Here is a 20,504-nt window from a genome sequence, read left to right as displayed (position 1 = left end):
AGAAATGACCAACGAAACCCGCAGCCCGGCTGAGCTGCGCAAGATGTTCGGCGATAATCTTCGACTGCTGGCATCGGACTACCCCTCGATTTCTGAACTGTGCCGTCAGCTTGGGATCAACCGCACTCAGTTCAACCGGTACCTTGGCGGAGAGAGCTTTCCGCGGCCCGACGTGCTTAATCGTATTTGCAGTTTTTTCGACGTGGACGCACGTATTCTTCTACGACCCCTTAACGAAATCGATCTGCCTGCGCCTCATCCTGCTGCAACTGCTCTGACAGAATTTCTGGGTTCCGGGCCCGGCACTCTGACCGAGGACCTTCTGCCCGCCGGTTTTTATTATGTCTCGGAAACCGCTCTGGACGGGGCGCAGGCGACACGGTACCGCGTGATCCATGCGCGGCGCCTGCCGCAATGCACCATGATCCGCAGCTACGAACCGCCGACGGCCAGCGAGGCGACCCCGCCTGAGTTGCGCGAAGTTCAGGGCATCGCCGCCTGCGCAGGAAGCCAAGTCTACATATTGATGTCGAACCGTACGGCGCAAAACAGCAAAATTTACCTGATGACTCGCTGTGGAGGAGATCAGCCGGACACCTGGCGAGGTGTTGCGATTTGCTTATCCAAAACCACGGCCAACGAGACAACCATGCGTCGCTTGAATCTACGTTACCTCGGTACACAACCCGCCGCAGCCATAAGCGCAGCCCGCACCGCCCGACGTGCGCATGCCAAGGCCCTGAACGCTTAGAATAAACGTGCGTTAACCTGGCTCTGCAGCAGCGGATTCGGCTTGTGTGATCTGCCGATACAAGTGCCAGCTCGCATGTCCAAGCAGCGGCAAGATAATCAGCAGTCCCAGAAACCATGGGATCATCGCAAGAAACGTCAGCAGGGCGACGAATAGGCCCCAACCCAGCATCACCGTCAGGTTCGCACTAACATAGCTGTAGCTGGCGATCATCGCTGTCACGAAATCCAATTCCCGATCCAGCAACATTGGGATGGACAGTACAGTGATCATGTAAAGAAGGGTGGCAAAAACCGCTCCGACCAAAGTTCCGACCGCCAGCATCGTCAGGCCATTTACAGTCAGAAAAACCTCAAGAGAGGTGGAAACGTTGGTCATGGTCGACAGTCCCATGAACAGTGCAAAAATCATGTGACCAAGGAAGAACCAGAACAGGAACATGACCACGATGATCGCACAAATTGAGGGCAGCTGACGTCGACCCTGTTGCGCCACAACGCCGAAAATAGACGCGTAATCCAGTGGTTCCCCCAACTCCAACCGATGAGAGACTTCATACAGCCCAACCGCTGCAAATGGCCCCAATAGTGGGAATCCGATCGCGGCCAGCACCAGCCAATACGAGGTCTGAGTTTGTACCGTGACCCACGCCATTGCCCAGCCTGCGAGGACATAGAATCCTGCGAACACAAGGCCATAGATCGGCGCACGTCGAAAATCCGCCCAAGCCCGGCTCAAGGCTTCACGCAACATGTCTGTCGTAACCGGCCCCATTTTCGGAACTCCGAAAGGCTTCTCCATTCTGTCTCCCTCCTCCCTGTGTCGCTTATTAGCTGGCGGGTCTTTTTTGTGGCCACTCAGTCGCCGCATGATAGGCAGCCCCGATTGACAAAAGCTTTGCGTCCGTACCGCGCGGACCGAAAATCTGCATCCCCATCGGCACGCCTTCTGAGCCAAACCCCGCCGGCACTGACAGGCACGGCAAGCCAATCAGGCTCACTGGCAGAACGACCTCCATCCAACGGTGGTAGGTATCCATTTTGGTGCCAGCGATCTCGGTCGGATACGGCGTTTCGATCTCGAAAGGCCAGACTTGCGCCGATGGCAGGATCAGCGCGTCATAGGTGTTGAACATTTCAAGAGCGTGCCGGAACCATTCTGAACGCATCTCACTGGCGCGGTGAACCTGCATTGCGGTCAAGGCAAGCCCCCGATCCAGTTCCCATTGCGCCGTGTCTTTCAACATTGATCTATGCTCGGTCAGAGGGGCAAGGCTGGCGGCGATGCTCCATGATCTAAGCACCGTCCAGCTTTCCCACAGACGCTCGGCTTCGAAATCAGGCACGACTTCATCGACCTGTGCCCCCAACCCGGCAAGAACGGACACTGCATCCCGACACAGATCCGTTATCCCGTCTTCGAACGGATAGGCTTCGCCCCAATCGCCAAGCCAACCGATACGAACCCCTGTCAGGTCGTGTGCGCGAACCGGCCCAACGGGCTCAGGTTTCACACTGTAGGGCTGTCGCGCGTCACGCTCGGATATTACATCCAAAAGCAGACCCAAATCTTCGGGGCAACGCGCCATCGGACCGAGGGTCGAAAGCTGATGCAGAAACGTGTCTCCGACTGGTTCGGACGGAACCCGCCCCCAGCTTGGTCTAAACCCGTAGACATTGTTCCACGCGGCGGGATTTCGCAAACTGCCCATCATGTCCGAGCCATCCGCCAGCGTCACCATACCGGACGCCAAAGCAACCGCCGCGCCACCAGAAGATCCACCGCAAGTTCGGGATGAATCATATGGGTTACGCGTGGCACCATAAACGGGGTTGAACGTGTGTGACCCCAATCCGAATTCGGGCGTGTTGGTCTTTCCGATCAAAATCGCTCCGGCCGCCCGCATCCGGGCAGCGATCATGTCATCCTTCTGAGGGATATGATCGCGAAACAACGGCGACCCTTGGGTCGACACAACCCCGGCCACATTGACCAAGTCTTTGACCGCGATCGGAACCCCATGCAGAGGACCCCGCTTCGCCCCAATATCCAGCTCAGCCGCCTCTGCCAACAGATCGCCCTCGTCGCGCAATCCAACTATGGCGTTTAAATCGCCATTCACCGCTGCTATGCGGTCCAACGTGGCACGCATCACTTCAGACGCAGAGACCCGCCCCTCGGACAATTCGGTCACCAACGCGGTTGCGGTAATCTGGCTTAGGTTCATTCGGATCTCTTCGGCTGACAGGTCACACTGACTCGATCAGCCTATCCGGGGCTTATCCCCATTTAAACCCACTGTTTAGATGTATCTTTTACAGCAGCAACCACACGGGGATCGACTTCATCTGGCCAAAAATACCTCGGGGGAGTCGCGCATCGCGCGGCGGGGGCAGAGCCCCCTGCCCAGCTTAGTCGCCCTGCGCCTCGGACCGGGACTTACCAGCTACATCCAGCGCCAAAGTGGCCGCCATGAACCCGTCCAGATCGCCATCCAACACACCCTTTGTGTCCGAGGTCTCATGGTTGGTCCGCAGGTCCTTTACCATCTGGTAAGGCTGCAACACGTAAGACCGGATTTGGTTACCCCAGCCCGCATCGCCTTTGGCTTCATGGGCGGCGTTGATATCGGCGTTCCGGCGGTCCAGCTCTTGCTGATACAGGCGCGACTTCAGCGCTTTCATAGCGATATCGCGGTTCTGGTGCTGCGACTTTTCGGAACTGGTCACAACGATACCGGTGGGAATGTGCGTGATCCGCACCGCCGAATCCGTGGTATTCACGTGCTGACCACCCGCACCGGACGACCGGTAGGTATCAATCCGAATATCGGCGGGGTTTACCTCAATCTCGATATTGTCATCAACCACGGGATAGACCCAGACCGAACTGAACGATGTATGCCGCTTGGCCGCCGAGTCGTAGGGCGAAATTCGCACCAAACGGTGCACACCGCTTTCCGACTTCAACCAGCCATACGCATTGTGACCGGAAATCTTGTAGGCCGCCGATTTGATCCCGGCCTCTTCACCTGCGGTCTCGGACTGCAGTTCAACCGTATAGCCCTTTTTCTCGGCCCAGCGGACATACATCCGCGCCAGCATCGAGGCCCAGTCGCAGCTTTCCGTCCCCCCTGCGCCCGAGTTGATTTCGAGGAACGTGTCGTTGCTGTCGGCCTCGCCGTCCAGAAGGGCCTCAAGCTCTTTCTTGGCGGCTTTTTCGCCAAGCGCCTTGATCGCCCCCTCGGCGTCGGCGACGACCTCGTCATCCTCTTCCATTTCGCCCAACTCGATCAGCTCAATATTGTCGCTGAGATCGGTCTTGATGGTTTCATAGGTTTCAATGGCATCGACCAGCATCTGCCGCTCGCGCATCAGCTTCTGCGCGTTCTCGGGGTTGTCCCACAGGTTGGGGTCCTCAACACGCGCGTTGAATTCCTCAAGACGATGAGGTGCGGTTTCATAGTCCATACGCTGCGCCAGCAGCTCCAGCGACTTTTCGATTTCCGCCACGATATTCTGGGTTTCGGCGCGCATGGTTACGTCCCAACTTGCTTGATCAGTGCTGCGTGATAGCAAGAGCATGGGACCGCTACAAGACAGAGCGGCCCTTAAAGATTTCAGTAGAGCCCGCCGCCCTGCAGATCGCCCTGGCTGGCGTTGGGGCCAACAGTGATCGTATCACCGGTCGATGTCGTCACCTGTCGGCCCGAGCTGGCCTCTTCAAACAAAGGCAGGTCCGAGCCCATCGCAAACCCACCATCGTAAACCCGGTCGATAAAGCCATCCACACCATCGCGGAAATACTCGGCGACGACATAGTCACCGGTCGCGTCCGCAGGCAGGCGCGCCCCGCTGAAGCGGTCGATTTTGATGAAATGGCCACCCTCGGGCACTTCGAACGGACCGCCGCCATACTTCTCGGTGGCGTGTTCCATGAAACTCTGGAACACCGGGCCGCACATTGTCCCCCCATAGGCACCTCTACCCATCGGACGCGGGCGATCATACCCAATGTAGCACCCGGCCACGATGTTCGAGGTGAAGCCGATAAACCATGCATCCTTGGATTCGTTGGTCGTACCGGTTTTGCCGGCCGTTGGCACCGGCAATTTTACATGAGCAGATGCAGTCCCACGATCCACTACACCTTTCATCATCGATGTCAGCTGATACGCGGTGATAGCGTCCATGACTTGCCAGCGGTCGGTCTCGATGGTGGGCGACTCGTCAGGCTCCAACCATGCCGAGTTGCAATCCAGACACTGCCGGTCGTCATGGCGATAGATCGTCTTGCCGAACCGATCCTGAATGCGATCGACCAGAGTGGGCTCGACCCGCTCACCACCATTCGCAAACATCGCGTAGGCGGCGACCATTTTGTAAAGCGTCGTCTCCTCTGACCCCAGCGAGTTCGCAAGGAATGCGCCCATCCGGTCATAAACTCCAAACCGTTCGGCATAGCCCGCAACCACGGGCATCGTGACTTCTTGCGCCAAACGGATGGTCATCAGGTTCCGCGACTGCTCAATCCCCGTGCGCAAGGGCGTCGGGCCGTAGAATTTGTTCGACGAGTTCTTGGGCCGCCACAGACCTTGCGGCGTGTTCACCTCGATCGGGGCGTCCACAACGATGGTTGCTGGGCTGTAGCCACTGTCCAGCGCGGCGGCATAGACGAACGGTTTAAAGCTGGAGCCCGGCTGTCGTTGCGCCTGCGTGGCGCGGTTGAACACCGAGTCTTGATATGAAAACCCACCCTGCATCGCCAGAACACGACCCGAGTTCACGTCCATCGCCACAAAGCCGCCCTGCACTTCGGGCACCTGTCGGGCGGACCACTGGCCCTCTTCCCCGGCCATCACGAGAATGACGTCGCCGCGCTTGAAGTTGTCAAAGAAATTACCCTGCATCCACTGGATATCTGAACGAGGTACGGTACCGTTTGCCGGCCCGTCCTCGATACCCACGGTCAGGGACTGATCGGCAACGTTCAGCACAACGGCCGGATACCATTGCGTCGGCAGCTCAACATCACGAGGGATTTCCGTAATCGCCAGTGCTTCACGCCATTGCGCCTCATTCGACAGGGCATTTTCAGCGATCACCTCACCTGTGCCGCGCCATTTTCCGCGCGACCGGTCGTATTTCTGCAGCGCTGTGCGCAGGGCCTTGGCGGCCTCGACCTGCATTTCCTCGTCCACCGAGGCGCGGACGGTGAAGCCGCCGGTAAAGAACTCACCCTCACCGAAATCCTCGCTCAATTGGCGGCGGATTTCGTCGGTGAAATAGTCACGCGGCGGCAATGCGGTGCGGAAGCTCTCGAAATCGCCGTTTTGGACCGAGCGCAGCGGTTGCGCCACCTCGGCCTCATAGGTGGCCAAGTCGAGGTACCCGTTCTGATTCATCTCGCGCAGCACATAGTTGCGGCGCGCCAGCAGGCGCTCTTTCTCGCGCACCGGGTGGTAGTCCGAAGGCGCCTTGGGCATCGCCGCCAAAGTCGCAGCCTCATGCGGAGCTAGTTCCTGCAACGTCTTGTTGAAATAAGTCTGGGCAGCGGCAGTCACACCATACGAGTTCTGGCCCAGAAAGATCTCGTTCATATAGAGTTCGAGAATCTGTTCCTTGTCCAATGTATCCTCAAGCCGGGTGGCGAGGATGATTTCCTTGATCTTACGCTCCGCGCGGCGGTCGCCGGACAGCAGGAAGTTCTTCATCACCTGCTGCGTAATCGTGGACGCACCACGCACGTTTTCGCCCTTCGACTTCACCGCCTCGACCCCAGCAGCGACGATCCCACGTGGATCATAGCCCTGATGCGTGTAGAAGTTTTTATCCTCGGCCGATATAAAGGCCTGTTTCACCAGATCGGGAATTTCCTCGGACGGTGTGAACAAGCGGCGTTCTTGCGCGAATTCGTCGATCAAATGGCCTTCGCCCGAATAGATCCGACTGATCGTGGGCGGTTTGTACTGCGCCAGCGATTCATGGCTGGGCAGATCGCGCCCATACATCCAGAAGATCGCGCCAATCACCAGCGCGGACATGAAAACACCAAGGGTCACGAGGCTGAAGATCGCCCCGAAGATTGAAAATATGAAACGGATCACGTCACTGCCTTTTGCTCGCGGTGCGGTCTATATAAGGGCGCGCCTGCTCTGGGTCAAAACACGATGACCCATATTAGCCGGATTACGCCGCAGGGTCACTGACCAATCAGGGACCGCCGGATCACATCCTGCTGACGCCAATCCTCTAGCCCGTCACGGATCCCCCGCGCCATGCCCATGCGCCATTCGGGATCTACTATGTTTTTCAGGTCTCTGGGACTGGACAGAAAGCCCAGTTCGATCAGAACCGAAGGTATATCGGCCGCCTTAAGCACTGAAAACGACGCTGTTCTGATTGGATGGCTGTTCATCGGTCCGCCTTGCTGAGCCATTCCGTTGGCCAAAGCCCCCGCCAACGCATCTGTGCGTGGACGGGTTTCCTGACGCGCTAAATCCAGCAAAACATCCGCCACCTGATCGTCCGCACCACTCAGATCAATACCCGAGATCAGGTCGGCACGATCGTGCCGTTCGGCCAGTTTGTGACTGGCCACATCCGAGGCGTCTTGGGACAAGGTATAAACAGCGGCACCATGTGCGCGGCCTTCTGACAGGATATCCGCGTGCAGCGAGATGAACACATCCGCCCCAGCCCTGTGCGCAAGCGCAATGCGCCGCTCGAGCGACACGAAATGGTCGTCTGTCCGCGTCAGGATCACCTCATACCCGCCTTGACGCAGCAAAAGCTCGCGCAGTTCGCGGGCAAAAGTCAGCATGAGGGACTTTTCGTTCACGCCCTGAACCTCGGCCCCCGGATCAATACCGCCATGTCCGGGGTCCAACATGACACGCAGCGGACGCGGACCGTCATTGGGGTGAGCGTCGGGTAAATCAGCGGCTTCCGGCAGATCCCATCCCGGTTGTCGCGGTGCGCCGGCACTGATGGTAAAGGTTTCCGCAGTCGATCGCTTAAGGCGCAAAGACAACTCAGCGGCTCCGGACGCGGAATCAATCCGCAGGCCCGCCGTATCGACGACCATTGGCGCGCCAAGCTCCAGCACCATCCGAGACCACCCCGGCACATAGGCCCCGAATTGCACAGACGTCACGCGATCCGCCTGCAAAAGACTGTCGCTCTCAAGCCCGGTCCAATCGACCTCTTTGAAATCGAGGACGACGCGATAGGGGTTTTCCAGGGTGAACACCCGATACGGCACACCCTGGCTGAGACCAAGCTGTACACGAACCCCAGCCTGCCCATCATTTTGGACATGGCTGTTTGCAGGTTCAATCCGGGCCAATGCGCTGAAATCATGCGCAAAGGCTGAACCTGCAAGCGCGCAGATGAGCGCTATGGCAAAAAATATCCTGCTCATGGCCTCGAGTTTTCCCAAGATCGTTTGCGCACAAGACTAACCGACCTACGCCCACTTGTGAACGCCTTAGGCTTTGGCCTCGGACGATCCCCGCTCGGTCATGAAGCGCGCAAGTCGGCTTAGGCCTTCGGCGATATCATCGCTTGACCGCGCATACGAGAACCTCAAAGTCGTATGCCCACGCTGAGGGTCAAAATCCAACCCCGGGGTCACAGCGACACCGGCCTTGTCCAGAATCTCGGCGGCGAAGGCTTGGCTGTCATTGGTTAGTTCAGAGACATCCGCATAAACATAAAATGCCCCGTCAGGAGGCGCGATATTTGTAAACCCTGCCTTGGGCAACCCTTCCAGCATCAACGCGCGATTTCTGCGGTATACATCCAGATTGGCTTGCAATTCCTCGTCGCAACCCATCGCGGCCAGCGCCGCCACCTGACTGGCATGCGGAGCACAGATAAACATGTTCTGGGCAATCCGTTCGACCACTCGCACCTGATCTTCGGGCACGACCATCCAACCGACGCGCCAACCTGTCATCGAGAAATATTTTGAGAAGGAATTGATCACATAGCACTCATCCGTCAGCTCCAGCGCGGTGACAGCCTTGGCCTCGTATTCCAGCCCGTGGTAAATCTCGTCACTGATGAACGAGGCCCCCTGCCCCTGCGCCGCCTCGATCAGCGCGCCCATTGCCGTGCGATCCAGCATTGTCCCGGTGGGATTTGCCGGAGAGGCCACCATCAACCCTTGCAGGTCCAGCCCGGCAAAATCCGCCGGTACGGGCTGCAAACGATTTTCCGGTGCAGTGGGCAGGTCGACCGGCACCAGCCCCAAAGCCTTCAAAATCTGCCTGTAAGATGGATAGCCCGGTGCGCCGATTCCAACCCGGTCTCCGCCGTCGAAAAGCGCGGTGAACGCCAATAAAAACCCCCCAGACGATCCGGGCGTGACCACCACCCGATCAGGGTTGAGGTCGACATCATACCATTCACCATACATCCGAGCTATGCGTTGACGCAGCGCAGGCATACCCAGCGCGACAGTGTAGCCCAGCGGCTCATGCTGCATCGCTTGGGTCAACGCGGCTGTCGCCCCCGTGGGGGCGCCGGTGCCAGGCTGGCCGACCTCCATGTGGATGATGGTGCGCCCGGCTTCTTCCGCTTTGCGCGCGGCCTCCATCACGTCCATCACAATAAACGGATCGACCCCGGACCGGGTTGAGTTTCGCATGCCCATCTCCCATGTTGCTGACATGGCTTTTGAACGTGTATCCAGGCTGGCGTCAATCCCGGCCCTGTTGCTGCTTGTAGCGACATGGGCCGCGACAGTTGTGCAGTCCGCCGCGCAAAGCCTGATCCGCGACCCGGACATCGAATATGGCCTGCGAGAGATGGCGTTTCCCGTGCTGCGTGCTGCCGGATTGAACACCAACAGAGTTCAAATTCTGGTAGTGAATGACAGTACGTTCAACGCCTTTGTCATTGATTACAATACCATATATCTGAACTACGGCCTGATCCTGAACGTCGAGTCCCCCGAGATGCTGCAGGCCGTGATCGCCCACGAAGCCGCGCATATCGCCAATGGCCATCTGGCGCGCCGGGTTGAAAACCTAAAGGCCGCACAACGCAATTCGCAATTGGGAACAGCCCTTGCCTTGGTCGTCGCGGCCGCAGGCGGCGGCGAGGCTGCGGCTGGTATCGCCGCGGGCACATCAGGTTCAGCCTTGCGCAGCTTTCTGGGGCACACGCGGGCCGAAGAATCCTCGGCCGACCAAAGCGCCGCCAGTTACCTCAGATGGGCTGGCATTTCACCAAGCGGCATGGTTGCCCTACACCAGAAATTCGCAGGGCAGGAGTTGCTGAGCGAGATCAACCAGGACCCTTATATGCGTTCGCATCCCACAAGCCGCGAACGCTTGCGGGCCGCACAAACCTTTTTGGACGCGTTCGGGGATAGCGCTCTTCCAGATCAGAACGCCAATTATTGGTTTGCCCGTGTTAAAGGCAAACTATCCGCCTTTCTCAGATCCCCAAGCTGGACAATGCGCCGCGCCAAAGAGGAAACCGCTCAGGACATTCGCCTGATGCGCGAGGCCGCCGCCTATCACCAAAACCGGGACCTGAATAACGCGCGTGCTGCAATAAACGCAGCACTGGCTATCCGTCCTGACGATCCGTTTTACTACGAATTAAAAGGGCAGATCCTGCTTGAAAATCGGCAAGTGGAGGCAGCTGTCGCGGCATACCGCCACGCGGTCGAGATGACGCCCAATGATCCTTTAATTCTGGCAGGATACGGTCGCGCCCTTTTGGCGCATGGTGAAACGAAGAACGCCCTGCAAGTGCTTGAAAAGGCACGGGCAAGGGACTTCAAGAATGCGCGACTACTACGCGATCTGGGCGTTGCCTATTCACAAACCGGCAATAACGGCATGGCATCTACAGTCACCGCCGAACGATTTGCCTTGCAAGGCCAGCTGGCAGATGCAGGTATTCACGCAAGACGCGCCGTCGGGCAATTGCCCGAGGGATCCCCTGGTTGGCAACGGGCACAGGATGTGCTGATTGCCTCGGAACAAGCAGAAAAAAAGAAAAGGAAACGGAAATGATCCTCAGACATGCTGCACCGGCCCTTCTGGGTCTTTCCCTGATCACCGGTCCCGCACAGGCGCTGGACCTGAACGCCATGAGCGATGCCGAGAAAGAGCAGTTCGGCGCTCAGATTCGGGAATATCTTCTGGAAAACCCCGAAGTGATCATCGAAGCCATAAACGTGCTTGAACAACGCAACGCCGTTGCCGAGGCCGCTGCCGACAAGGAGCTGGTGGCCGTCAATGCAGATGAGTTGTTCAACGACGGCTATAGCTGGGTTGGCGGAAACCCGGACGGCGATATCACGCTTGTCGAGTTCATGGACTATCGGTGCGGTTATTGCCGTCGAGCCGTGCCTGAAGTGGCCGAATTGCTGGCCGAGGATGGCAACATCCGCTTGGTCATCAAAGAGTTTCCGATCCTCGGCGACGCGTCCGTCGTCTCGTCCCGCTTTGCCGTGGCGACAAAACACGTAGCTGGCGACGACGCCTATAAACAAGTCCACGATGCATTGCTGGAATTTGGCGGAGAGCCCAACGAAGTCACCCTGCGCCGCCTGTCAGATGGCCTTGGGCTGGACAGCGATGCAATCATGGAAGCGATGGACAGCGATCGTGTGACCGACGAGATCAACCAGACCCGTGAATTGGCGCGCCGGATGCAGATTTCAGGTACGCCCTCTTTCGTTTTGGGCACTGAAATGCTGCGCGGCTATCTGACTGCCGATCAGATGCTGCAGATCGCTGAGGGCGTGCGTGCCGAACAGGGATAAAAGCATGGGGGCGGCAAGACCGCCCTTTTACCCGTTAGTCGTAGGGGAAAGGCGCGTTACACTTCATCGACACGACCCATGTTGGCGAGCTATTGGTCCGAAAATCTGTTGCCGAGACTGCCTCACCCCTGATACCAGCCGGAATAACATCACGCCCCTGACGTTGGCTTTCTGACAGAATCGCCTGCAAATCTTTTGGATTTGAGTATTTGCGTATTCCCGTATTCTTGGCGATTGGTCCTGAAGGACAATAAGTGACACGCGCGATTTGCTGCGCAAACGCATACGCTGCCTGAGAATCCTGCCCATCCCGCAAGGACAGCGCCACCCGCGAGGTAAGTTGCGGATCAACCTGAATTACGGGCGTCAGTTTTCCACGTGGTTTGCCCTGCCCGCCTGGGCTTATACGAACATCGGTTCGTTTAGTGACCCCGTTTTCGTTAAAGCCCGCAACATTCACTGACAAATACCCAAGCTGGGTTCCTTGGGTCGGAGGAACCGGCACATGGATAAAACTTGGTCGGTCGTCGTAGATGTTGGAAGAGGTGCTACAAGCAGCGACAACGGTGATCATAAGCCCCGCGCAAATGGTTTTAACTTTCAGTGTTCACTGCTCCGGCTTGCGAAATCTATACCGACATAAAAACTGCAGATTCAGGCCATAACGTGACAGCTAGACTAGAAATTGGATTTTATTCCGCAGCCTCAGCTGCCGCGTCCAGTTCGGCCGCTTTCTTTTCGACCTGCTCGACGATGTGATCGATCATCTGATCGTTCGACATCTTGTGGCTGGCTTTACCCGCCAGATAGACCATGCCAGACCCCGCGCCGCCGCCGGTAAAGCCAACGTCGGTCATCAGCGCCTCACCGGGGCCGTTCACGACGCAGCCGATGATCGACAGGCTCATGGGCGTCTTGATATGCTCCAGCCGCTGTTCCAGCGCTTCGACCGTTTTGATCACGTCAAACCCCTGCCGCGCACAAGACGGGCATGAGATGATGTTCACCCCGCGATGGCGCAGGCCCAGAGATTTCAGGATCTCATAGCCCACCTTGACCTCTTCTACCGGGTCCGCGGACAAGCTGACGCGGATCGTATCGCCGATCCCCATCCACAGCAGATTGCCCAACCCAATGGCGGATTTGATGGTGCCGCTGACCAGCCCCCCAGCCTCGGTGATGCCCAGATGGATGGGGGCGTCTGTGGCCTCGGCTATACCTTGATAGGCCGCCGCCGACAGGAACACGTCACTGGCCTTCACGCTGATCTTGAAGTTGTGAAAGTCGTTGTCTTCCAGAATGCGGATATGTTCGAGCCCGCTTTCGACCATCGCCTCGGGGCATGGCTCGCCGTATTTCTCAAGCAGGTGCTTTTCCAGCGACCCCGCATTGACGCCGATCCGGATCGAGCAATTGTGGTCGCGGGCGGCCTTGATCACCTCCTGCACGCGCTTTTCGTCGCCGATATTGCCCGGATTGATCCGCAGGCAGGCAGCACCCGCCTCAGCCGCCTCGATCCCGCGTTTATAGTGGAAATGGATGTCGGCCACGATCGGTACAGGGCTTTCGCGCACGATCTCTTTCAACGCTTTCGAAGACGCCTCATCCGGGACCGAAACCCGCACGATATCCGCTCCGGCCTCGGCTGCGGCCTGCACTTGCGCCACCGTTGCTGCAACGTCGGTTGTCAGAGTGTTGGTCATGGTCTGCACAGCAATCGGGGCATCGCCGCCGATGGCAACATCGCCAACCATGATCTGACGGGATTTGCGGCGATAGATATTGCGCCACGGACGAACGTGATTGAGCGACATGGGAACAGGTCCAAAACAGACTAGGTTGCGCCTTTAGATAGTTCGCTTAACCCACTATCGCAATGGCTAGATCACTCAGATGCGGCAACAGGTTCCTGCGCCTGAAGCTCGGCCACAAGGCGCTTGAGCGCGCTGTTCTGCTCGGCTTCCAGATCCGCAACGCTGTAGGTTTCGGCCACAGCGTCCTTGGATAGAATCACGCCTTTAGCAACTGTTCCCGGCGCACCTACCGGGCCGAAATGTTCACCGTTCATTGAAAAGTAAACAGAGCCCGACGCGCCGGCCCGAAGTTGCGGAGGTTCTTCCGTCAGAGGCACCTCAAAAGTGTTGCCCTGCTCTACCGTCCCTAATGTGCCTTCGAATATGATACTGCCATCCGCAGCAGTTACGCGCATCCACGAAGGATTCACGGCCACAATCTTCAGCGTCGTATCCAGCTTTTCAACAACCTGCGGCAAGGCGGGACGTTCGACCGTGTGCACCTCGGCCACTTCGATCTGAGGCGGCTCGGGCGGTTGGAATGTTCCAACTGTGCGAGGGTCCAGCGTAGAAATCGGCGCGTCTCGGGCCACCAATACCGGCAGGTCCAACGCCTGGGGACGATACAGCCGGTCCAGAGCTTCAGCACTTGGCAAATCGGTCGCCGCCACTTGTTCGTCTGGTGTTGCACTGCGCGCAACGTCCAACGGATCGAGGTCTGACAGAACAACGGGTGCTTGCTCAACCGGGCTCACTTGAACCTGCTGAATGCGGTTCAGCACCGCCCATCCGCCGTATCCTATGCCACATATTACAGCCAGCAAAACCAGCGAAGACCCGATTGCACGCGGTTCGATCTGGCTGACAAACGACTCACGTCCGGGAACAAACGGCGTGTTAGGAGAGGTAAAAGGATCGCGCCCCATCGGACCACGCGCGGGCAGCCCTCCATTTGGTTTGCGTACAACCGATGCTTCGGCCGACATGCCATGGGCAACTTCAAACCCGCTTTCGGCACAAAAGGTTGCAAAGGTTTCATCCGGGTTCATACCCAGGTAGCGCGCGTAAGATCTGACGTAACCTGCGATAAAACCCGGTGTATCAAACGCGTCAGGGTCAGCGTCTTCTATGGCTGCAATGTAGTTGGCCTTGATCCGCAGCTCGCGTTGGACATCCAATAGGGATTTGCCCATCGTTGCGCGTTCCCCGCGCATCCGATCACCCAGACTCACCTCGTAATCGTCAAAGCCCTTTGGCCGGACGTCGGTTTCATCTTCGGATTCGCGCTGAGATCTGCGCCCAATCATCCCTGCTGCCCCATTCTGCCTACGCGTGTTTCACGCAAGAACCGAATCAATTCTACACGATTCGGTCGCTTCTTTTGTTAGCTTAAGCCTAACACGTGAAAAACACGTTGCACACTTTGGCGTGAGGTTAACCTGCGAGTTCGGCGCGATTTAGCGCACAATGTGACCAAAGTTCGTCCATCGCTTGAACCAGACTGTTCATCTCATTGGGTCCGTGAACAGGTGACGGCGTAAACCGCAGGCGTTCCGTCCCGCGTGGAACGGTCGGGAAATTGATCGGCTGGACATAGATGCCATAGTCATCCAGCAACATATCGCTCAGCTTCTTGGTGTGAACCGGGTTGCCAACAATCACCGGGACAATGTGACTGCCGTGGTCGATCAATGGCAGGCCCAACCCCTTCAGACGCAGCTTGAGAATTTTGGCCTGCGTCTGGTGCTGCTCGCGCAGTTCAGGAGCATTCTTCAGATAAGCGACCGAGGCCGCGGCACCCGCTGCGACGGCTGGCGGCAGAGACGTGGTAAAGATGAAACCCGGCGCGTAAGAACGCACTGCGTCACACATTTTCGCGCTTGCCGCGATATAGCCGCCCATGACGCCAAAGGCTTTTGCCAGCGTGCCGTTGATGATGTCGATCCGGTGGGCCAGACGGTCCCGCTCGGTCACGCCACCGCCCCGAGGGCCATACATGCCCACCGCGTGGACCTCATCGATATAAGTCAGAGCGCCAAACTCATCGGCGAGATCACAGATCTCTTCGATTGGACCAAAGTCACCATCCATCGAATAGACGGATTCGAACGCGATCAGCTTGGGCGCGGCAGGATCGTCGGCTTCAAGCAGTTCGCGCAGATGCGCGACGTCGTTGTGACGGAAAACTCGTTTTGCTCCACCATTACGACGCACACCTTCGATCATCGAGGCGTGGTTCAACTCATCCGAATAGATGATCAGACCGGGGAACAGTTTGGGCAAAGTGCTCAGCGTCGCGTCGTTGGCAATATAAGCCGAGGTGAACAGCAGTGCAGCTTCTTTACCATGCAAATCGGCCAGCTCGGCCTCAAGCTGTTTATGGTAAACCGTCGTGCCCGAAATATTGCGTGTACCGCCCGAACCGGCACCGGCGGACTCTACAGCCTCGTGCATTGCGTTCAGGACAACAGGGTTTTGCCCCATGCCAAGATAGTCGTTGCCGCACCATACCGTGATGTTTTGCTGGGACCCGTCTGGGCGGGTGTGAACCGCATGCGGGAAATGACCATTGCGACGTTCAATGTCGATGAAGGTCCGGTAGCGTCCTTCGTCGTGCAGCCTGGCAATCGCAGTATCGAGCTGAGCAGTATAGTCCACCGGTATCTCCTTAACAGCCCAGCCAATCCACATTGACCGGACATATTCCACGACCCCGTTTTCGAACGACGCCGATGTGTTCCCAAGTGCTCGGACCATATAACCGAGTCCGGGAATGCTTATTTGATTTGCATCAAATATCGCCTCACTTGTGACGCGACAAGTAAAGTTACGGCTATCGGACGTGGGGAAACGACGCAGGGCAGCGCGCCATGTTTCCGATACTACCCAATATTCGCCGGCATATGGGCTGGACGGCGCCATCCGCGCTGATAGGGTTCGGCCATAAATCCCATTGGCAGGAGCCTTCCATGACGCTTGACGCAGTTCTGAACCGTATCGACGCCGATTTGCAAACCTCAATCGACCGCCTGATGGAGCTGTTGCGCATCCCCTCCATCTCGACGGATCCCGCGTTTGACGCTCAGGTCAGCCAGGCCGCCGATTGGTTGGTCGCCGATCTGAAAACAATCGGCATTCATGCCGAAAAGCGCGAAACATCAGGTCATCCGATGGTCGTTGGTCACATCGGAGAAGACAGCGACGCCCCTCATGTTCTCTTTTACGGGCATTATGATGTGCAGCCAGTGGACCCGTTAGACCTGTGGAACCGTGATCCGTTTGACCCCGCAATCGAAGACACAGAAAACGGCCCTGTCATCCGAGGTCGCGGATCATCTGACGACAAGGGCCAACTGATGACCTTTGTCGAAGCTTGCCGTGCATGGAAAGCGGTGCACGGTACCTTGCCCTGTCGCATCACATTTTTCTTCGAAGGCGAAGAAGAGTCCGGCTCACCTTCTCTGGTGCCTTTCCTGCGCGAGAACGCCGCCGAATTGAAAGCCGACTTGGCTTTGGTCTGCGATACCTCGATGGTGTCGCGCGGCGTGCCTTCGATCGCTTCGCAACTGCGCGGGATGCTCAAGGACGAATTCACCATCATTGGTCCGCGTATCGATCTGCACTCGGGGCATTACGGCGGCCCCGGTCTGAATCCACTGCGCGAATTGTCAAGGATCGTTGCCTCTTTCTATGACGACGCGTCCGGCCGCGTCGCTGTCGAAGGCTTTTATGATGGCGTCCACGAAGTTCCAACTGACCAACTTCGTCAGTGGCAAGGCTGCGGGTTTGACGAGGAAGACTATCTTAACTCCGTGGGCTATTCTCAACCGCACGGTGAAAAAGGGTACTCAACACTCGAACAGCAATGGGCGCGGCCAACGCTCGAAGTCAACGGCCTGTGGGGGGGATACAACGGCGCAGGTTCAAAAACGGTGATTCCGTCACGCGCGCACTGCAAGATTACTTGTCGTCTGGTTGGCGACATGGATCCCGATGATTTGCGCAACAAAATCCGCAAACATGTCGAGGACCGTCTGTCCGCCGACGCAAATGTCGAATGGGACAATGATCTGGAAGGCTCTCCGGCCTCGGTCATGAATCTAGAACGGCCTGAATTCGAAGCCGCCCGCGGCGCATTGTCTGATGAGTGGGGCCGCGAGGCCGTTTTCACTGGTATGGGCGGCTCAATCCCTGTGGTCGGATATTTCAATACCGAGCTGGGTTTGGACTCGATGCTTGTCGGCTTTGCCAACGATGATGACGCAATTCACTCGCCGAATGAGAAATACGACGTCAAAAGCTTTCACAAAGGCATCCGGTCCTGGGCCCGCATCCTGGACGCGCTAACGCGCTAGGTTTTCAGCGAGGCTCTGCCTCGCGCTCCGAGGTATTTTTGGCCAGATGAATGAAGGATTCGTCTCTTCATCTGGCCGGAAATACCTCGGGGGAGTCGCCCAAAGGGCGGCGGGGGCAGCGCCCCCACTCTGGTCGATCACATGTGAATGACCTTGCCGTAAGCGTCCAATACGCTTTCATGCATCATTTCCGACAAGGTCGGATGCGGGAAAACCGTGTTCATCAAGTCTTCTTCCGTGGTCTCCAACTGACGTCCGACCACGTAGCCCTGAATCAACTCTGTGACTTCTGCGCCGATCATATGCGCGCCCAGCAATTCACCGGTTTTGGCGTCAAAGATGGTTTTGATCATCCCCTCTGGTTCACCTAACGCGATTGCTTTGCCATTTCCGATAAAGGGGAAGCGACCCACTTTGATGTCATAGCCCAGCTCTTTCGCCTTGGCTTCGGTATAGCCGACCGAGGCGACCTGCGGCTGGCAATAAGTACAACCCGCGATGCTTTCCGGTTTGACCGGATGCGCATGTTTGCCAGCGATCAACTCAGCAACCATGACGCCCTCATGGCTTGCCTTATGTGCCAACCAAGGCGCGCCCGCGATATCCCCGATCGCGTAAAGCCCATCGACCCCGGTCCGGCAAAATTCATCCGTCACAACGTGGGTTCGGTCGATTTTGACACCCAAAGCCTCCAGCCCGAGATTTTCAACGTTACCAACGATTCCAACGGCCGAGATCACGGTGTCGAACTCGTGTTTTTCGACTTTACCTTTGACCTCAATATGCGCGGTAACCTTGCCCTTGGCGCGATCCAACTGCTTAACCATCGCTTTTTCCATGATGGTCATGCCCTGTTTGGTAAAAGCTTTCTTGGCAAACGCGCTGATTTCCGCGTCCTCGACAGGCAATACGCGATCCATCACCTCGACCACGGTCGTATCCGCGCCCAGCGTGTTGTAGAAGCTGGCAAATTCGATACCGATCGCGCCCGAACCGATAACCAACAACTTCTTCGGCATCCGCGGCGGTTGCAGCGCGTGCTTGTAAGTCCAGACCAGATCACCATCTGCTTCAAGCCCCGGCAGCTCGCGCGCGCGGGCGCCGGTGGCCAGAACGATGTTCTTGGCCGTCAGTTCTTCGGTTCCCTTATCGGTCTTTACCGAAACCTTGCCCTTGGCGGGGATCGTCGCCTCGCCCATCACTACGGTCACTTTGTTCTTTTTCAACAGGTGGCCAATGCCACCCGACAACTGGCCCGCAACTCCGCGTGATCGTTTAACCACCGCATCCAGATCATAGCCAATCTTCTCGGCCTTGAGGCCGAAATCCTTTGCCCGCTCCATCAAATGGAACACCTCAGACGAGCGCAGAAGCGCCTTGGTCGGGATGCATCCCCAGTTCAAGCAGATGCCGCCCAGATGCTCGCGCTCTACCACAGCAGCCTTCAGCCCAAGCTGCGCCGCACGAATGGCGGCCACATAGCCGCCAGGGCCGGCGCCAATTACGATAAGATCAAAAGATTTTGCAGCCATGTTTCCCTCTCGGCGCAGGTCGATGCAGAAATTAGTTCACCATTAAACTATATTTAGACATGCATCAACGAAATTGCCCGCGACACTACTAACGGCGGGTCAATTCGCGCTTATCGCGCATTTTTCAGCCTATACCGCACAGTTGCTAATGGCTAGAACATAGATACCGGGGCAACCCGACCCATTATTTTTTCACGACGAATTGGAATGACTTATCATGGCCAGAACACTCTCCGACCTGTTGCTTGCTATGTTGAACGCAACGCTGATCCTGGTGGCTTTGTGTTTGTTTTTGGGCTGGAAACTAGCATCGACCGTCGAAGGCGTCACGACAGCCTTCGCAGAGAACCTTCACATCGTTGCCCCGCTTAAAGACGAGGTTCAGGGCGTGCGCGGAGAATTGACGGCCTTGCGCAGCGAGCTTTCCTCGCTGCGAGACAATACAATCCTTTTCGACAGCGCCACAGCGCAACAGATATCTGCGGCACTAGGTAAACTCGACGGGCTCGAAACTAAACTGCAAGCAGCTCAGACACGCATCGCAGACCTGACCGAAGCACCGGATGAGCTGATACAAACCGCTATTACAACCACGGCCGACGTTGCCGCCGACCGAATTATCGCTATTCGTGGGTGCGTACCAGGTAGTTAACCAGCAGCCTGCAATTCCCGCACCGTCGCCCCATAGCCACCCATGTCCACATAGGCTGCTTCGTGTTCGGTCATGGGGCGCGACAGCGCCTCGTTCCGGTACGGGAAACGACCGAATTGGCGGATCACCTCACGATGGGCTCGGGCGTGCAACAGATTGCTGGCATCGCCTTGGATGTTTTGACACATCAGTCGCACGCAGCGTTCCTGATCACACAGGTTCTCAGAGTGCATCAGTGGCAGGTAAAAGAACTGCCTGGCGGGTTCGTCGATCCTAAGATCCCAACCCTTGTCGACGGCACATTTCGCGGCCGACAACGCCGCACGATCAGACGCAAACGCCTTGGCGCTGCCTCGGAACATGTTGCGCGGGAATTGGTCCATCAGAATGATGTAGGCCAGCGCGCCGCTGGGATAGGTAAGCCAAAGTGAGAACTTGCCCTCACTCGCAGCTTCCCACGTGGTCAGGAATTTTTCCCGGATTTCGGCATCCAGCGCCTCATCCTGCAAATACCAACCCTTGGGGCCGACTTCATCCAACCAATAACTCAGTACGTCTTCAGGCCCTGCCATTGCCCTTAACTCCGTATGTTCGCCTCCCCAGGGACGTAACGTCATTTAAGGGCGTTTTACA

17 protein-coding genes are annotated in these 20,504 nt (G+C 57.3%); 5 read left to right on the top strand and 12 right to left on the bottom strand.

Translation table 11 applies throughout. The features are described from left to right. Positions 1 to 4: 4 nt before the first annotated feature. Entirely contained in the window at positions 5 to 751 is a 747-nt protein-coding gene (locus ACR3EG_RS08555) for a helix-turn-helix domain-containing protein (protein WP_480494900.1), read from the top strand. Positions 752 to 763: 12 nt separating this feature from the next. Here the strand turns inward: ACR3EG_RS08555 and ACR3EG_RS08550 are convergent, their stop codons facing one another. The 6 genes from ACR3EG_RS08550 to ACR3EG_RS08525 form a co-directional block, all read right to left on the bottom strand. Further along, the gene (locus ACR3EG_RS08550; RefSeq protein ID WP_480494898.1) at positions 764 to 1,552 is read right to left on the bottom strand and encodes a DUF2189 domain-containing protein; all 789 of its coding nucleotides are present in this window, start codon (positions 1,550 to 1,552) and stop codon (positions 764 to 766) included. Positions 1,553 to 1,580: 28 nt separating this feature from the next. Next, entirely contained in the window at positions 1,581 to 2,978 is a 1,398-nt protein-coding gene (locus ACR3EG_RS08545; RefSeq protein ID WP_480494896.1) for an amidase, read from the bottom strand. A gap of 184 nt (positions 2,979 to 3,162) precedes the next feature. After that, complete coding sequence (prfB, locus tag ACR3EG_RS08540; protein WP_170752641.1) at positions 3,163 to 4,287, bottom strand: peptide chain release factor 2; 1,125 nt, start codon at positions 4,285 to 4,287, stop codon at positions 3,163 to 3,165. Positions 4,288 to 4,370: 83 nt separating this feature from the next. Continuing rightward, positions 4,371 to 6,857 (bottom strand): penicillin-binding protein 1A, encoded by a 2,487-nt coding sequence (locus ACR3EG_RS08535; RefSeq protein WP_480494893.1) that lies wholly within the window; start codon positions 6,855 to 6,857, stop codon positions 4,371 to 4,373. A gap of 95 nt (positions 6,858 to 6,952) precedes the next feature. Further along, entirely contained in the window at positions 6,953 to 8,173 is a 1,221-nt protein-coding gene (locus tag ACR3EG_RS08530; protein ID WP_480494891.1) for an N-acetylmuramoyl-L-alanine amidase, read from the bottom strand. Between the two features lie 66 nt (positions 8,174 to 8,239). After that, a complete protein-coding gene (locus ACR3EG_RS08525) occupies positions 8,240 to 9,403 on the bottom strand; it encodes a pyridoxal phosphate-dependent aminotransferase (RefSeq protein WP_480494889.1) in 1,164 nt (387 codons plus the stop codon). Here ACR3EG_RS08525 and ACR3EG_RS08520 point away from each other — a divergent pair. Both ACR3EG_RS08520 and ACR3EG_RS08515 read left to right on the top strand, forming a co-directional pair. Next, entirely contained in the window at positions 9,402 to 10,784 is a 1,383-nt protein-coding gene (locus ACR3EG_RS08520) for a M48 family metalloprotease (RefSeq protein WP_480494887.1), read from the top strand. The genes ACR3EG_RS08525 and ACR3EG_RS08520 overlap by 2 nt on opposite strands. Beyond that, positions 10,781 to 11,539, top strand: a complete 759-nt coding sequence (locus ACR3EG_RS08515) for a DsbA family protein (protein WP_480494885.1) — start codon at positions 10,781 to 10,783, stop codon at positions 11,537 to 11,539. Before ACR3EG_RS08520 ends, ACR3EG_RS08515 begins: the two co-directional genes overlap by 4 nt. Positions 11,540 to 11,573: 34 nt before the next feature. On the opposite strand, the gene ACR3EG_RS08510 is transcribed toward ACR3EG_RS08515, so the two are convergent. From ACR3EG_RS08510 to hemA, 4 genes are all read right to left on the bottom strand, one after another. Then, positions 11,574 to 12,113 (bottom strand): hypothetical protein, encoded by a 540-nt coding sequence (locus tag ACR3EG_RS08510; protein ID WP_480494883.1) that lies wholly within the window; start codon positions 12,111 to 12,113, stop codon positions 11,574 to 11,576. A gap of 118 nt (positions 12,114 to 12,231) precedes the next feature. Continuing rightward, positions 12,232 to 13,353, bottom strand: a complete 1,122-nt coding sequence (gene ispG / locus ACR3EG_RS08505) for a flavodoxin-dependent (E)-4-hydroxy-3-methylbut-2-enyl-diphosphate synthase (protein WP_170782593.1) — start codon at positions 13,351 to 13,353, stop codon at positions 12,232 to 12,234. Between the two features lie 71 nt (positions 13,354 to 13,424). Next, entirely contained in the window at positions 13,425 to 14,639 is a 1,215-nt protein-coding gene (locus ACR3EG_RS08500) for a helix-turn-helix domain-containing protein (RefSeq protein WP_170354492.1), read from the bottom strand. Between the two features lie 127 nt (positions 14,640 to 14,766). Then, positions 14,767 to 15,990, bottom strand: a complete 1,224-nt coding sequence (gene hemA, locus ACR3EG_RS08495) for a 5-aminolevulinate synthase (RefSeq protein WP_480495931.1) — start codon at positions 15,988 to 15,990, stop codon at positions 14,767 to 14,769. Between the two features lie 311 nt (positions 15,991 to 16,301). On the opposite strand from hemA, the gene ACR3EG_RS08490 reads away from it, so the two are divergent. Beyond that, positions 16,302 to 17,687, top strand: coding sequence for a M20/M25/M40 family metallo-hydrolase (locus tag ACR3EG_RS08490; protein WP_480494881.1), 1,386 nt, complete (start codon positions 16,302 to 16,304; stop codon positions 17,685 to 17,687). 137 nt (positions 17,688 to 17,824) lie between these two features. On the opposite strand, the gene lpdA is transcribed toward ACR3EG_RS08490, so the two are convergent. Next, positions 17,825 to 19,219, bottom strand: coding sequence for a dihydrolipoyl dehydrogenase (lpdA, locus tag ACR3EG_RS08485; protein ID WP_480494879.1), 1,395 nt, complete (start codon positions 19,217 to 19,219; stop codon positions 17,825 to 17,827). Positions 19,220 to 19,436: 217 nt separating this feature from the next. On the opposite strand from lpdA, the gene ACR3EG_RS08480 reads away from it, so the two are divergent. Beyond that, positions 19,437 to 19,871, top strand: coding sequence for a hypothetical protein (locus tag ACR3EG_RS08480; protein WP_170752621.1), 435 nt, complete (start codon positions 19,437 to 19,439; stop codon positions 19,869 to 19,871). Here ACR3EG_RS08480 and ACR3EG_RS08475 read toward each other — a convergent pair. Beyond that, complete coding sequence (locus ACR3EG_RS08475) at positions 19,868 to 20,443, bottom strand: DUF924 family protein (protein ID WP_170752620.1); 576 nt, start codon at positions 20,441 to 20,443, stop codon at positions 19,868 to 19,870. The genes ACR3EG_RS08480 and ACR3EG_RS08475 overlap by 4 nt on opposite strands. Between the last annotated feature and the right edge of the window lie 61 nt (positions 20,444 to 20,504).

The sequence above is a fragment of the Ruegeria sp. AM7 genome (assembly GCF_056535965.1).
Note: the sequence above shows the minus strand (reverse complement) of the source record. Positions and strands in the feature narration are given on the sequence as shown.

Bases quoted from the DNA above. Each gene is read 5' to 3' on its own strand.
- ACR3EG_RS08555 (WP_480494900.1), top strand. From the start codon at position 5: ATGACCAACGAAACCCGCAGCCCGGCTGAGCTGCGCAAGATGTTCGGC.
- ACR3EG_RS08550 (WP_480494898.1), bottom strand. From the start codon at position 1,552: ATGGAGAAGCCTTTCGGAGTTCCGAAAATGGGGCCGGTTACGACAGAC.
- ACR3EG_RS08545 (WP_480494896.1), bottom strand. From the start codon at position 2,978: ATGAACCTAAGCCAGATTACCGCAACCGCGTTGGTGACCGAATTGTCC.
- prfB (WP_170752641.1), bottom strand. From the start codon at position 4,287: ATGCGCGCCGAAACCCAGAATATCGTGGCGGAAATCGAAAAGTCGCTG.
- ACR3EG_RS08530 (WP_480494891.1), bottom strand. From the start codon at position 8,173: ATGAGCAGGATATTTTTTGCCATAGCGCTCATCTGCGCGCTTGCAGGT.
- ACR3EG_RS08520 (WP_480494887.1), top strand. From the start codon at position 9,402: ATGCCCATCTCCCATGTTGCTGACATGGCTTTTGAACGTGTATCCAGG.
- ACR3EG_RS08525 (WP_480494889.1), bottom strand. From the start codon at position 9,403: ATGCGAAACTCAACCCGGTCCGGGGTCGATCCGTTTATTGTGATGGAC.
- ACR3EG_RS08515 (WP_480494885.1), top strand. From the start codon at position 10,781: ATGATCCTCAGACATGCTGCACCGGCCCTTCTGGGTCTTTCCCTGATC.
- ACR3EG_RS08510 (WP_480494883.1), bottom strand. From the start codon at position 12,113: ATGATCACCGTTGTCGCTGCTTGTAGCACCTCTTCCAACATCTACGAC.
- ispG (WP_170782593.1), bottom strand. From the start codon at position 13,353: ATGTCGCTCAATCACGTTCGTCCGTGGCGCAATATCTATCGCCGCAAA.
- ACR3EG_RS08500 (WP_170354492.1), bottom strand. From the start codon at position 14,639: ATGATTGGGCGCAGATCTCAGCGCGAATCCGAAGATGAAACCGACGTC.
- ACR3EG_RS08490 (WP_480494881.1), top strand. From the start codon at position 16,302: ATGACGCTTGACGCAGTTCTGAACCGTATCGACGCCGATTTGCAAACC.
- lpdA (WP_480494879.1), bottom strand. From the start codon at position 19,219: ATGGCTGCAAAATCTTTTGATCTTATCGTAATTGGCGCCGGCCCTGGC.
- ACR3EG_RS08480 (WP_170752621.1), top strand. From the start codon at position 19,437: ATGGCCAGAACACTCTCCGACCTGTTGCTTGCTATGTTGAACGCAACG.
- ACR3EG_RS08475 (WP_170752620.1), bottom strand. From the start codon at position 20,443: ATGGCAGGGCCTGAAGACGTACTGAGTTATTGGTTGGATGAAGTCGGC.